This window comes from Flavobacterium sp. (assembly GCF_035456225.1).
Classification (GTDB): Bacteria; Bacteroidota; Bacteroidia; order Flavobacteriales; family Flavobacteriaceae; genus Flavobacterium.
Genome location: NZ_DATIDM010000182.1, coordinates 1 through 13,816, shown reverse-complemented (window position 1 = coordinate 13,816; position 13,816 = coordinate 1). Strand labels below are relative to the sequence as shown.

Here is a 13,816-nt window from a genome sequence, read left to right as displayed (position 1 = left end):
CAGTGTTTGCAATTAAAAGCAATAGTATAAAAACTCTAATTTTCATAAGCTGGTAGATTTAATAAAGCGTCTATGGTAACGCATTCATACTTTTCCGACTGCAAAAATAACAATAACTGTTCCAAAACATTCACTGTTTTTAATGAAGTGTCGTGCAAAAGGATAATCCCTCCGGGTGCCAGTCTGTTTTTAATTCGTTCCAAAATTTTGGTTTCATCATCAATAACAGTGTCAAGGGAGCGATTATTCCAACCGATAACATAGTGATTTGTCTTGGCAACGGCTCGGGCTATATTGGGATTCGTTACACCGAAAGGCGGACGGAAATACAATGCTTTCTTACCCGAAAAACGTTCGATGATGGCATTGGTCTGTATAAGTTCTTCAACCACTTTTTGAGTCGAAAAAAAACCGAAACGATTCGAATGGGAATACGAGTGATTTCCAACGGTATGACCTTCCGATACAATGCGTTTAAAAATGTCAGGATGTTTTTCAATCTGACTCCCGATACAGAAAAAAGTGGCTTTTGCATTGTATTTTTTAAGCAAATCGAGCACTTTTTCGGTCATCGGGTGTGGTCCGTCATCAAAGGATATGGCAATTTTCAGGTTATTTTCAGCCGGATTACTACAATAGCTTTTTACGAAGTAATCCGCTTTAATATTCGACGATCCGAAAATGGTTAATCCCACCCAAAAAACGAAAAACGGCAAAAAACTCCACCATTTCAGATCAATGTAAAAACTTAAAACGGAAAAAACGGCAAATGCAGAAACAAAAAGAAGCAGTATGTTTTTATGTTTTAGCATTTTTTGAGTACGATTAAACTATGGTCTTTTCCGCGGTACTGATTGTAAAGTAAAATTGTGTCATATGTCTCCTTTTTCAAAGAATTCATTCTAACTACTTCCGGGATATTCTGATCTTTAAGAATGTTTGCCGCAATCCAAAAACCAAATGCCGAAGCTGTATTGTATTCACCGCTTAAATGCTTATAAAATACTTGAGGCGTATCTTTAAAAAGAGAATTTGAAACATCATAATAATCATCAAATTCCACATCCCCGTTGTTTCCTAAAACAACGGCATCGATATCGGATATTTTTAAATTATTGGTTTCCAAAAAGGTATTGATAAAATCGGCTACCTCATTAACTTCCATGGCGCTCTGCAGAGAAACCGCCTCAACCGAAGCATAAGAGCTTTCCTTTTTTTCGTTTTCTAACACAAAAAAGCCGGCTCCTTCGCTGTGGACAATCCCTTTTGAATTCGAATTTAAAACTGAATACGGGGCATCTGCTTCCGACTTGACCAAGTTGATCAATTTGTGAAGCGATAAGGTATAAGCACCAGTTTCATCGATTCCGCCCACAAGGATACTTTCCGCTTCATCGTTTTCAATCTGCATTTTCGCATCCAGCAGAGCCGTTTCAAAAGAAACCGCACCGTTTACATACGTGAAATTATAGCCTTTGCACTGTAATCCCAATGCGATTTGACCTCCGACTGTATTGTGGGTGGATTGGATAAACGATGTTGGCGTCAGGAATTCTTCTTTGTTATCTAAAATCGATTTCAGGAACTTTTCAGAATCTTCAACACAGCCCATTCCCGTTCCGATAATGATAGCTTCAGGCATGGCCACATTTGCTTCTTTCAATGCTTTTGAAGAAGCTGCAATCCCCATTTTTACACCTTTTGCCATGCGACGACTCGCCGCCGGAGCAATAAATTCCTTATAGGAAGGCTGAATAGCATAAACCGTATTTTCCGTAGTATTGATCGTTACTTCCGATAAGAATTCTGTTTCAAAGGTATTTTGCGTCGAAATACACCCTGTCCCGTTGATATAACAAGTCTTCATCAGTTTTTAGAGAATAATACGGTTGAACAATTCCCTCCAAATCCAAAAGAATTGGAAAGTACATGCGAAATGGATTTTTCCTTCAGCGTTGTTTGCGGAATCAAATCAAATTCTTCCATTGGGGTTTTGAAATTCAGGTTCGGAAACACAACATTGTTCTGCAACGCCAAAACGCTGTAAACCGCTTCAATGGCTGCTGCTGCTGCTAATGTATGTCCGGTAAATCCTTTGGTCGAACTGAATTCCGGCACATTTTCTCCAAAAACCCGCAGTATGGCACGCCCTTCCGACAAATCGTTATTGGGTGTTGCCGTTCCGTGTGCGTTGATATAATCGATGTCAGCCACATTTAAACCCGACATTTTCAATGCTTTTTGCATGGCTAGAAAAGCCCCTTCCCCATTTTCTGAAGAAGCCGTCTGATGGTAGGCATCGTTGGCATTTCCAAAACCGGAAACATACGCCAATACTTTTTTATTCGCTTTTTGAACCATCGCATCCGATTCCAAAACCAAAAAAGCAGCGGCTTCCCCTAAATTCAAGCCTTTTCGGTTGTTGTCAAAAGGCGTGTTATAGGTATCCGATAAAATCATCAGGGTTTTGAAACCGTTGATGGTGAATTTGGCCAAAGCATCGGTTCCGCCAACTATAACGCGGTCCAATTGGCCGGATTGAATAAGGCGTGCACCAATCATAATGGCATTGGCCGCCGATGAACAGGCTGTACTTACGGTCGTAACCAATCCTTTCAGCCCAATATGTTCCGCAATTGCATGAGTAACTTCCCCACAATCGTGACTGGTAATATACCTTCGGACAGATTCATCTTCAAAATAATCGTAATAGAACTTTTCAGTCATGTCCATTCCGCCCACACTCGTAGCCGAAACCAAACCTGTCCTATATTCGTTGCAATCTTTAATTCCGGCATTTTTCAAGGCCTGTTGAGCCGCTATAGCTCCCAACAAAGAGGTTCTGGAAAAATCATTGTCGGCGGGAAGTCCCAATTGTTGCGTTAACTGTTGGTTGCTTTTTTTAATTTCCCCCACTTTTATAACTGCAGCATGTGCCGTGTCAAAATTCTCAATGGAAGAAATACCGGTTTTACCGCTTATCAAAGCAGCATAATTTTCTTCGACATTATTTCCAATCGAAGAGATTATCCCCATCCCTGTTATTGCAACTTTCATCTGAAATTTTCGGATTATCAATTTATTGATTTTAGGTTCGTCAGATGTACTAACAACCCTGAATCAAATTATTTTGTTCTGTTTTCAGTAATATAACCTGCCATTGTTTCAACCGACTGGAAAATGCTTTTTCCTGCTTTAGGATCCGTCAATTTGATTCCGTAGTCTTTGTCTAATAGTACAATTAATTCCAAAGCATCAATCGAATCCAATCCTAAACCATCTCCAAAAAGAGTATCGTTATCGTTTATTTCCTCAACCGCAATGTCTTCCAAATTTAAAACCTCAATAATTTTCCCCTTTAACTCCTGCTTTAATGCTTCCATGATTATTTATTGTATAATGTATTTACTATTTATTTGTTATGTTATGTTCTAAATCCCCTTGTTTTTCAACCATATAGAGGATTGCTTTGTACTCATCCTGATAATATTCCACCCAGCCGCACAATACTTTTTCAGTTTTATTTGTTGCTAAAAGTACGTTTGCATAGTTGGTCATGAATTCCGAATTGAAAACCTCAAATACAAAAAAAGCATTCTCCGACTGCAATTTATGCCTGATACTGATCTCACCGATGCAAATATTCGGCAAAGTATACACAAACACTGCAGGACTTGGAAAATAATTCCCTTTGTCTGCAATAGAGCTCTGGTACTTCACATCGGTATCCAGGCTGGAAGACCGATTGGCAAAAACCAATGCAATATCATTTTCCTCCCCTTGTTTTATAACACTTCCCAGAATAAGTTCCGAACCTAAAAAAGCCAATTTACTCAGATTATCCATTTTGAAAAACTTCGGATAATCTATGTTGAAATTTTTATAGGCCGCTTTTGCAAATTCCGAAAAAGAAGCCTGTTCTAACTCAAACTGTTTTACGCCGTTCAGTATAACCGAATTATTTTCGATTACGCAATGAGCTGATATGTAATTTTTTGTCTGCAAATTTAGTTTACTTTTTCGAATAAAACAGCAGTATTGCATCCGCCAAAACCTGAAGCTGTTTTCAGGAAACAATTAATCTCCTTTTCTTCATTTTTGTTGATGATTGAAATTGGCTGACTGACACCCATTTTCGTGAATCCTTTTGAGGCAATCAGCTGATTTCTTTTAACGCTTTCGATAGCAATTACCGTTTCTAAAAGTCCGGATGCACCTAACGTATGCCCGTAAAATCCCTTCAGACTGTTCACCGGAACAGTATTGATTCCCAATCGGTTGAACGCTACGGCTTCCATTTCATCATTGTAAAGCGTTGCCGTTCCGTGGGCCGAAATATAATCCAATTTTTCTTTTGCCACGCCGGCTTCCGCGAAAGCGCTTTCGATACTTCGGAACAATCCCTCACCGGTTCGTGAAGGTCCTGAAATATGGTTGGCATCATTTACAGCGCCATCCCCAAGTACTTTTACCGCTCCTTTCCCAACTTCTTCTTCTATCGATGTCAGATAAACGGCTGCCGCTGCTTCTCCCAATGTCACCCCGTTTCTTTCTTCGTCGTAGGGTTTACAAGGAGCTTCACTCATCGCCTGGAAGGAATTGAATCCGGACAAAACAAATTCCGACACCGCATCACCGGCAACTACAAAAGCATTGTCATACGCACCGGCCTGAATCATCCTTTTGGCAACCGCAATGGCTAAAACCCCTGAAACACAAGCATTAGAAACCACAATGGGCTCCGTGGAAAATCCAAAAAAGGAACTGATTTTTTTTGCCAATGCCGATAAATGAGCTACTTCAACAGCGTTATTTTCATCTTCCAAAAGACAAATATTTCCTTTGGTTGTCGAAAAAATAAAGGCTGTTTTGTTTGTAATCGTTTTGTTTCCGATTATCGGTGCCAAGGCCAAAATCAGCATTTTTTCCAGTTTGGTAAAATGAGTTTCATTTGAAATCGGAGCAAAAGCCGCGTCAATTTTATCGGAATTTACAACAGAAGCATAAAACGATTCCAGCATGCCCAATTTCTCGAACAGCTGTATCCCGGAATGCCCATTCAATAGTGCTTCCCAATTCGATGCAACATCAAAACCTAAAGGAGTAATGCAATTGGTTTCGGTTATGTAAACATTCTTCACCATTACTTCAGCAAGCCTACTTTTCGCTTCCATTCTTCAAAAAAAGGAGGAAGATTTAACGATAATGTTCCTGTTCCATCTACAAACACCTGAACCGTTTCCCCGGTACAGGCTATCTCATTATTGGCATCGTAAATCTTATATCTGAAAATCATTTTTGCTGCAGGCGAATCGACAATTGTGGTTTCAATACGGGCCACATCTCCATAACGAAGGGACAATTTATGTTCGCAGGTTGACTTAACGATTGGCGTGGTATAGCCGTGTTTGTCGACATCCAAATACGAAATGCCATGCTTTCGGCCAAACGCTTCGCGGCCGTCTTCAAAATAAGTGATATAATAACCATGCCACACAATTCCCAACGGATCGGTTTCGTTAAAACGAACTCTAATTTCCTGGGTAACCGTAAGTTCCGTCGCTTCGTTATACTGCTCTTTTCTTCTTATCATAGACGATTGCAATGGTTATTGTAAGTATAAAAAACAAAAGTAATAAATTAATTTCGGGAAGGATTTCGACAATTCCTCCGTTGCGCAACAGCACATCATAAAAGGCATTCAATCCCCAGTTCATGGGTGAGATGTGCGATACGAACTGCATGATTTTCGGCATGGCGAAAACCGGAACCCAAACACCTCCGATAGCCGCCAAAATCACAACAGAAGTTGCCCCAAACGGTGCCGACTGTTCCTGTGTTTTGGCAACGGTTCCAAGCAAAATACCGAATCCGATGGCCGCCAGACCGGAAAAAAGAGCCACAATGCTCATTAAAATCAGTTTACCTTCTATTTCCAGAACTGGCAATCCTAAATATGGGAACAAATAAACTCCTATTGCCACCATCAGCAGGAATTGAATCATGCAAATGATCAGATAGGTCGCCGTTTTCCCGGCAATAACAACGGCATACGGAACTGGATTGGTTATCAATCGGATTTGAGTCCCTTGTCCTTTTTCCTTTACGATATTGATCGAAAGTGGCACAATGATAAAAAATATCGCAAACAATGTCCACGCCGGAACATTGTGCTGTACCGAATTAGGAAGGATTTCTTTATTGTCTACCTTGGGAACTATTTCTTTGAAAGTAATAAAGTTCTCCTGTTCAAAAATAGGCTCGCCTTCTTCGCCCAACTGATCCTGAAATGCTTTGTAAATCGATTTCGTTTCCACCTGAGATATCATCTTATCGATGGCATTTTTTACCCCGTTCTTAAAAGTAAGCTGGGTGGCAGGATCAAAATACATTTTAATTTCCTTTGCCTTGACTTTATTTTCTTTTTCAGCTTTCGGAATGGTGTCTTCCAACCCAAATTTACTGACGATTTCTTCTACATTCTCGGTTACTTTGCGTTCTAAATCGACGCTCAATTTTTCAGGGATGATAATTGCCAACTGGTATTTCCCTTTAAAAACCGCTTCTCTGGCCGTAGCCTCGGTTAAGGCAGTTCCTTTTATTTCAGTAACAATTTCAAAAGAACCGTTTTCATTTAAACTGGATTTGACTGTTTTAGATATTTCGCCATTATCATTATCCACCAAAAGAATCGGAATTTTACTTTCGGTAACCGATTTAAAAGTGCTGTCCTGAATTAAGGTAACGGTGACAATCAGTACCAATGGCATCAGGAACAGGATTACCAATCCGCCCAGATCCCTTCTCAACAGAAGTATTTCTTTTTGAACCGACATTAAAAACTTATACATCATCGCGTAGTTCTTTACCGGTTAATGAAATATATACGTCTTCCAGGTTATGGGCATTGGGCGTATTCGAAATTAACTCCTTTGGTGCGCCCTGGGCATAAATCCGTCCTCTGTCGATAATGGCTATATGGCTGCAAAAATCCTGGGCTTCCGACAAATGGTGTGAGGTATAAATGATGGTCGTTCCTTTAGAATTGAGCTCTTTCAGATAATCGATGATCACATTTTTTGACTGAACGTCAACCCCAACAGTAGGTTCATCCAAAAACAAAACCGAAGGCTGGTGCAGGATACCCGCAATCAGATTTACCCGTCGTTTCATACCACCGGAATAGGTTTCTATCCTTTTACCGGCGAATTTCAACAAGCCCAAATGTTCCAGAGCCTCATCCACTTTATCATACAGATCTTTGCCTTTTAAGCCGTACATACTCCCAAAGTAACGAAGGTTTTCCCGGGCCGTTAAGGTTGGGTACAATGCATATTCCTGGGGAACTACGCCAATTGTTTCCTTGATTAAAGTGGCATTTTTATCATAAGAAAGTCCGTCAATCGTAAACGTACCGGAAGTTGGTTTTATCAGTCCGCACAACATAGAAATCAGCGTGGTTTTACCGGCTCCGTTAGGCCCCAGCAAACCAAAAATTTCGTTTTTCTCAATCGACAGACTCAAGTTGTCCACTGAAAAATCATCGGCATCTTTGTACTTCTTATAAAGTTCGTTTATTTCGATTATCGGCTCATTCATAAGGACTTAAATCGCTTTTTTAAGTTTCTTAAAAAACGCTTCTTCTAAATCAGCTAATTTTAGCAGTTCATCAGCCAGACTGTTATACACATCCGTCTGATTACTTCTCTTTTTATATACACGTGCTGCGTTTACAGCAAAATCGCGCCATTGATCTCCGATAGCCGTCATTTCAAGAGAAAGTTCCTTCAGCGTATCATTTTTAAGAATAACCGAAGCCTCCTGAAGAAACGCCGCATAAATGAATCGGAAGCCACCGCCTCCGGTACCGATTTCTTCCTGCATACGCACCATCTGTGCCAGGTAATGATTGGCAACCCTTGGGTTTTTCTTGATTGGCCATTTTCGGATACTGGATGCCACAAAACGCATTCCTCTTACACCGATAATCGGCATCGGGGCAAGCATATCTTTACAGGTATTTTTTATCCCTTTTCTGATGGCGGATTCCCAGTCGATTTTCTCCGGAATTGCGGTTGGGTAATACATTTGTCCTTTAGGTGCCAGCGCTCCTTTGGCGAAACGTACTTTCTCCAGTTCTTTTTCGGTCAACGTGGTAACGGTTTCCATTACCGGGTCGCTGATTAAAAAAGTATCTTCTTTCTTTCCGTACACCACCAGATTGTGTGCGTTGAAATGAAAGCGGTATTCGTCCGGGAAATAGGTTAAATTATAAACACCAACCTGTAATCCTGACGGTATATTCTTGTTTAGATTTTCCTCCAGCGCTTTTTGAGCTGCCTGTGGATTGGAAAATTTTACTCTTTTTACTTTAATGCCCAATCGCTTGGCCGCTTTATTGAAAATAGAACCAGGCATGGGACGGTAACTGATGGCCGGCGCATGATTGACTTTCAACAACGGTAAAAAGAAAAAGAAAAGCCCGGAGCCTATACCGAAAACCATGGGTTCGCTGATATTGATTCCGTGGTGCTTCAGCAAATTGGAGGCTACTCCGTTTTCGCAGTGTGCGGACTGATGATGGATAAAATTGGTTTCCATTAGTCTCCTTTATAGTTTTTTAGCGTTTCCACTGAAATCTCGAAGGTTTCAGCGTATTTCGCTATCATTTTATCATTCAATTTTTTAAATACCGACGGTTTTCCGTGACGTTTTACGCGCCAAACCCAGATACCTACATAACTCGCCAAAATATTCCAATCCATTTTATGCACTTCCATAAAGTACACGATCGGACTGCAAACACCTGCTTTTACATCATTTTTAGCCTGTTCCACCCTTTCATTGATATCCTGAATGGAATTTTCCAGGGCAATCGTTTTGGGTTCCCAACCCGAACTCAAAGCAGTCGTATAATTTCCGTTTTCGTCGGTTGCATAACAAAGTTCTTTCATATTACTTACTGAAAGATTGCTTTTGTCCTGCGGTACTTCTTCCTTCTTCATTTATCGTTTCTCCTGAATGAATAAATTTATTTCTGCTTCGAAAAGCAGCACATCTTCACAAAACGTCTGACACGTCATCGTACCGATACTGTATTCATCGTTGTCAAAACGGGAAAGCAAAACACCATTGGTTGAAATTGTACTTCCAACCTTTGGCAGTTGATGCACTGTTATTTTTTTTATCCCGCTGATAAAACCAATTACTTCAACGTCTTCTTTTACCTGTTGGTTTTCATCTAAAAAAAAGAATTGGCCAACAATGGAAGAACAGGTCTGTGCCCCATTTTCAACAAGTCCTGTTTCGGAGAAAAAACCATCGGCAACAAAAATATTGTCTTCTTTGATTTCAAAAACCGTTCTGACTTCTGTCGGAGTCAGTTCTACTATAAAATCGACCATGAGCATCGGTTTACGATGTGGCAAAAACAATTTTATATCAACTACATTTTCGAACTGTTCCATCATTTAGGATGCCAAAACTGTTTTCATCTGCCCGCGGGCAATTTCATTATCATTAACTTTCGTCACAATATCCACCAAAGTAACTCCCATAAATTCATGAAGTACATTCACTGTGGTTACAATCGTATCGCCTAATTTAGGCAAAAAACTGATTTCAATTGACTTTATGGAACCGATGTACCCTGTTGGGGCCGGTTCGTTCTTTAAATAAAACTGGTAACCGGTATACAAAGCTACCGATTGTGCCATATGCTCAATGACACCGGATTCCTGAAATACACCTCCTTCTAAAAAAATATTATCCGTGGCAATGGTTAAACCTACGATTACTTCATTTTCCGAAAAAGACAGTAATTTATCCACCATCACAAATGGGAATTTCTGTGGTATAAGATTACCTACAAAAACTTTATCCGTTATGGGAAGTACATTTTCCATTAGCATACGGTTAAATAAGCATAAGAATAGGAAAATCGTCCGCTTTCGGGCACTGACAGCATTACTTTATCACCTTTTACCAATTTTCCGGAATTCATTAATTCTTCAAGCATAAGATAGATAGACGCCGAACCGACATTACCTACTTTTTTCAGGTTCATGAACCATTTTTCGCTTGGAATATCAATTCCTCTTTCCGAAAGTGATTTGGCCAATCCTTCCACAAAATAATGGGAAGAAACATGCGGTAGGAAGTACGTTATGTCTTCCGCCGTGATATTATTTTTATCCATGGCGTCCTTCATACTTTCGGCTCCTTTTACAAGAATATTGCTATCCAGAAGTTTAACATCCTGTTTGATTGAAAAAACGGATTCCGACAACCATTCCGCGGAACTGTAATCACTCCAAGGTTTGATTTGACCATTTTCCATCTTGTCTCCACCCGCATACATACAGGCTTCCAATTCATGAGCATAGGAAAAGGCTTCCATCCATTCGATCTTTAAGGCATTTTCGCCTCTTGGTTGGTTTTCAAGTAAAAAAGCAGCGGCTCCATCAGACAGCATCCAACGTAAAAAATCTTTTTTGAAGGCTATTATCGGTTGCTCTTCTAAACTTTTAAGATTAGCAACTTCACTTTTGAACTTATCGGCAAGCATCCAGGTTGACACTCTTTCCGAACCGGTGCAAACAGCATTTTTAGTATTTCCGGATTTTACGGAAAGATACCCGAATTTAAGGGCGTTCATCCCTGCATTACAAACACCGGCAGACGAATTCAGTTCGACGGATTTATTTTTCAACAACCCGTGTACCATGGCCGCATGCGATGGCAACAAAGTATCCGGTGTAGAGGTTCCGCATGAAAGCAATTCTACATCATTAGCTGTAAAAGTTACGTCAAAAAGGGTATTTATCGCATTATTAGTCAATTGGGCATTGCTATGCGTAGGATTTCCTTCCCTGTCTAACGCATAGTAGCGAGAAGAAATTCCGTTATTCCTTAAAATTATCCTTCTGGCTTTTGAAGGAGTATTATTTATTAGTCCGAGAAACGTCTCCATTTCGTCATTCGAAACCGCTTCGTTAGGTAAATATTTCCCGGATTTTGTTATGTAGACGTCAAACATAGTATTCTATAATTCTTTTAAACCCCTTGAAAGTAGGCTTTTTCCTTTCTTATTTTTACAAATTTCAAAGGATACGTAAAAAGGTGCAAGATATAGACAATTGGTGACATTACCCAAATTGCAATCAACAAATAAAGATTAAATCCTTTCAGCCAAGCCGGACGCGTATTGGTCTTTCCGATTATCAGATTTGCCCATATTTTGAACATTTTGTTGGCTTTTTTATCCATTTCAATCAAAAACGGACGGATTTCGACAGCATCATTGGCAACAAGTTCGGTCTGCAAATTGACATAAGAATTATTTTTTAAGTGTTTTAAAATGATTTTTCCGAATTTTGAAGACTCCTGAATATCTTTTTCAGACACCCCGGGTTTTGGGAAAACGCCAAGATATTTCTTTTTCTCACCCGAAAACATCCATTTTACAATTGTTATAACACTGATATGATTGATGTGTCTGTCCACCAAAGCCACATTACCCACCAATTGCGCACCGACACCCTGCAACAGGCCTTTCATTTTTTCCTGTGCCAAAGCCCACATATTGCGACAGCCAATAACGGTAACCAGAGGTGTGTGCTGCAGTAATTGTTTGGCAAAATCACTTTTCAGAAAAGAGTTTACCGGAATGGAAGGCGAAAGATACCAAACCTGATAGGCCAAAAGCACCAAATCATATTTTTTAGTCAAAACCTCATCGGAAGGTGTTGCAACTGTAGACGGAATCTGGAGAAATGATTCGGGAAAAGCATCAAAAAAGGCTTCTTTTTTCCAAGGAAAGGGGAATCCTTTTTCCAAAACAATGGGACAAAAAGTAACTGAAACTTCTGCGTCATCTTGTAAAGGCTTTGCGATGTTACGAGCAATTTCTTCTAATTGCCCGGATTGTGAATAATAAACTACAAGTACGTTTTTCATAGTCATTTTATATTGTCTGAAGACGATGCATACTGATTAAAAACTTGACCTGCATTAACTTTCAGACCACAAAAATAAGTATTTTATTTTGAGCTGAATTAAAATAAAAAAAGATCCAAATACTGCATCAATTTCTAAAAAGTCCTTTTATTTTTCCGGCTGTTTCCAGAACATAAAGTAATTGAACCATTGCAGCGGATATTTCAGAAGCATGCTTTCCACGCTTTGGGTGTATGCTTTTAAAAGACCTTTTTCGTCGCGTTGTTTAACATCGGCTCTTCGGGCGTAAAGATGATAATGAAGATTTGATTCTTTCATTACATAAACAAAAACAACCGGAACTTTTAATCGTGAGGCAATCAAAAAGGGACCTGCAGGAAAATCGGCTTCGGCTCCAAAAAGCGTTTCCGTCATGCGTTTAGTTCCTTCAAAATAGCGGTCTCCCGTGAAACATATAAGTTCATTATTTGAAAGGGCGTTGTTAATCTCGAAGATATGTGACATGTCGTCTTTAACCAAAATAAATTTCAGGGACGATTTCTTTGTAACACTTTCCAGATATTCTTTTATTTGGGAATGTTCCCTGTCTGTCGTTACCAGATTGATTTGGCAGTCGAAATCGATATCTTCAAAAAAATGGTCGGCAATTTCGAAATTCCCAACATGTGCGCTGATTAAAACCCCTCCTTTTTTTTCTGCTAAAAGTTCGTGCAGCAATTCAACACCATCAAACTCAAAGGTGAATTTATTGCGCAACCCGGCAGAAATTGCTGTTTTATCAATCAGTGTCTGACCGAAAGTAAAATAGTTTTTATAAACCATTGCTTTCGATTTGAAAAAGGAATACCCAAGTCGGTTTCGGAAGTAATAGAACATTGCCCTATTGGAATTCCGTTCGAATATAAAATAATAAAAAGCTACGAAAACCAAAACAGAATAAGCTGTCCTGATTCCGAGCTTTTTTATGCAAAAAACAAATATTTTATACCCTAAAAGAGTCCCCTTGGACTTACCATCCCACTGACTCATAGCGCATTAGTTCTTGTTCTGAATTTTACTTTCGATAAGTTTGTAAAAGTCATTAAACGTAGAAACCCCAACGAAATCAGCTTCCCCCAGTTTCACACCAAAATTAGCTTCAATCGCTACAACCAAATCAACGTAATCCAAACTGTCTAAACCCAATGTGTCTTTAAGGTTTGATTCAGGGGAGATAATATCGGCATCTACTTCAAATTCATCCACTAAAATCTCATTAATCTTCTCTAAAATCAAATCTGTTTCCATAACTATTCTTTAAATTTTTTAACCACTACTGCTGAATTTGTTCCACCAAATCCAAAAGAATTCGACAAATATATATCAAATTTTTTATTTACAGTCTCAGCTACAATATTTAACTTTTCAGAATCTTCATCTGGATTTTCAAAATTGATATTAGGAGCGATGAAATCATTTTGCATCATGATAGTCGAGTAAATCACTTCACTGGCTCCTGCCATCCAACATTCGTGACCGGTCATTGATTTTGTCGAACTCACATACGGCTTACTGTCACCAAAAACCTCGTAGATTGCTTTGGCCTCATTAGCATCCCCCAGAGGTGTCGATGTTGCATGTGCGTTGATATAACCTACCTCATGCGGCTGAACACCAGCCTGTTCCAGAGCGCGACGCATAGCTGTAGCAGGACCCTCCACATTTGGCGTTGAGATATGACCTCCATTGGATGAAAATCCGTATCCTATGATTTCAGCAATTATGGGAGCGCCTCTTTTTATGGCTGATTCGTAACTTTCTATAATTAATGTTGCTCCGCCTCCGCTTGGCACCAACCCGTTTCGGGCTGAATCAAAAG

General features: G+C 39.6%; 18 protein-coding genes. All 18 read right to left on the bottom strand.

The window, feature by feature from the left end:
- Positions 1 to 35: 35 nt before the first annotated feature.
- A complete protein-coding gene (locus VLB74_RS10960; protein ID WP_325203499.1) occupies positions 36 to 812 on the bottom strand; it encodes a polysaccharide deacetylase family protein in 777 nt (258 codons plus the stop codon).
- A complete protein-coding gene (locus VLB74_RS10955) occupies positions 806 to 1,867 on the bottom strand; it encodes a beta-ketoacyl synthase N-terminal-like domain-containing protein (protein ID WP_325203498.1) in 1,062 nt (353 codons plus the stop codon). The genes VLB74_RS10960 and VLB74_RS10955 overlap by 7 nt, the downstream gene beginning before the upstream one ends.
- The gene (locus VLB74_RS10950; RefSeq protein WP_325203497.1) at positions 1,867 to 3,057 is read right to left on the bottom strand and encodes a beta-ketoacyl-[acyl-carrier-protein] synthase family protein; all 1,191 of its coding nucleotides are present in this window, start codon (positions 3,055 to 3,057) and stop codon (positions 1,867 to 1,869) included. The genes VLB74_RS10955 and VLB74_RS10950 overlap by 1 nt, the downstream gene beginning before the upstream one ends.
- Positions 3,058 to 3,125: 68 nt before the next feature.
- On the bottom strand, positions 3,126 to 3,383 hold the full coding sequence (locus VLB74_RS10945) for a phosphopantetheine-binding protein (RefSeq protein WP_325203496.1): 258 nt from the start codon (positions 3,381 to 3,383) through the stop codon (positions 3,126 to 3,128).
- A 25-nt stretch (positions 3,384 to 3,408) separates the two neighbouring features.
- The gene (locus VLB74_RS10940) at positions 3,409 to 4,005 is read right to left on the bottom strand and encodes a 3-oxoacyl-ACP synthase (protein ID WP_325203495.1); all 597 of its coding nucleotides are present in this window, start codon (positions 4,003 to 4,005) and stop codon (positions 3,409 to 3,411) included.
- 2 nt (positions 4,006 to 4,007) lie between these two features.
- Entirely contained in the window at positions 4,008 to 5,174 is a 1,167-nt protein-coding gene (locus VLB74_RS10935) for a beta-ketoacyl synthase N-terminal-like domain-containing protein (protein ID WP_325203494.1), read from the bottom strand.
- Positions 5,144 to 5,593: an acyl-CoA thioesterase gene (locus VLB74_RS10930; RefSeq protein WP_325203493.1), complete on the bottom strand. Its 450-nt coding sequence runs from the start codon at positions 5,591 to 5,593 to the stop codon at positions 5,144 to 5,146. Before VLB74_RS10930 ends, VLB74_RS10935 begins: the two co-directional genes overlap by 31 nt.
- Positions 5,568 to 6,851 carry an ABC transporter permease gene (locus VLB74_RS10925; RefSeq protein ID WP_414655601.1) on the bottom strand — a complete coding sequence of 428 codons (1,284 nt, stop codon included), beginning with the start codon at positions 6,849 to 6,851 and terminating at the stop codon, positions 5,568 to 5,570. The genes VLB74_RS10930 and VLB74_RS10925 overlap by 26 nt, the downstream gene beginning before the upstream one ends.
- Entirely contained in the window at positions 6,844 to 7,599 is a 756-nt protein-coding gene (locus tag VLB74_RS10920; protein ID WP_325203491.1) for an ABC transporter ATP-binding protein, read from the bottom strand. The genes VLB74_RS10925 and VLB74_RS10920 overlap by 8 nt, the downstream gene beginning before the upstream one ends.
- Positions 7,600 to 7,605: 6 nt before the next feature.
- Positions 7,606 to 8,601 (bottom strand): BtrH-related acyltransferase DarH, encoded by a 996-nt coding sequence (gene darH, locus VLB74_RS10915; protein ID WP_325203490.1) that lies wholly within the window; start codon positions 8,599 to 8,601, stop codon positions 7,606 to 7,608.
- Entirely contained in the window at positions 8,601 to 9,005 is a 405-nt protein-coding gene (DarG, locus tag VLB74_RS10910; protein WP_325203489.1) for a flexirubin biosynthesis protein DarG, read from the bottom strand. Before DarG ends, darH begins: the two co-directional genes overlap by 1 nt.
- Positions 9,006 to 9,467 carry a hotdog family protein gene (locus VLB74_RS10905; protein ID WP_325203488.1) on the bottom strand — a complete coding sequence of 154 codons (462 nt, stop codon included), beginning with the start codon at positions 9,465 to 9,467 and terminating at the stop codon, positions 9,006 to 9,008.
- Between the two features lie 3 nt (positions 9,468 to 9,470).
- On the bottom strand, positions 9,471 to 9,905 hold the full coding sequence (locus VLB74_RS10900; protein ID WP_325203487.1) for a hotdog family protein: 435 nt from the start codon (positions 9,903 to 9,905) through the stop codon (positions 9,471 to 9,473).
- Complete coding sequence (gene darB, locus VLB74_RS10895) at positions 9,905 to 11,038, bottom strand: dialkylresorcinol biosynthesis protein DarB (RefSeq protein ID WP_325203486.1); 1,134 nt, start codon at positions 11,036 to 11,038, stop codon at positions 9,905 to 9,907. The genes VLB74_RS10900 and darB overlap by 1 nt, the downstream gene beginning before the upstream one ends.
- Positions 11,039 to 11,055: 17 nt before the next feature.
- On the bottom strand, positions 11,056 to 11,958 hold the full coding sequence (locus VLB74_RS10890) for a dialkylrecorsinol condensing enzyme DarA (RefSeq protein ID WP_325203485.1): 903 nt from the start codon (positions 11,956 to 11,958) through the stop codon (positions 11,056 to 11,058).
- A gap of 147 nt (positions 11,959 to 12,105) precedes the next feature.
- Positions 12,106 to 12,987, bottom strand: a complete 882-nt coding sequence (locus VLB74_RS10885) for an LpxL/LpxP family acyltransferase (protein ID WP_325203484.1) — start codon at positions 12,985 to 12,987, stop codon at positions 12,106 to 12,108.
- 6 nt (positions 12,988 to 12,993) lie between these two features.
- On the bottom strand, positions 12,994 to 13,245 hold the full coding sequence (locus VLB74_RS10880) for an acyl carrier protein (RefSeq protein ID WP_325203483.1): 252 nt from the start codon (positions 13,243 to 13,245) through the stop codon (positions 12,994 to 12,996).
- 2 nt (positions 13,246 to 13,247) lie between these two features.
- The coding region (locus VLB74_RS10875) for a beta-ketoacyl-[acyl-carrier-protein] synthase family protein (protein ID WP_414655600.1) at positions 13,248 to 13,816 on the bottom strand (569 nt) is incomplete at its 5' end.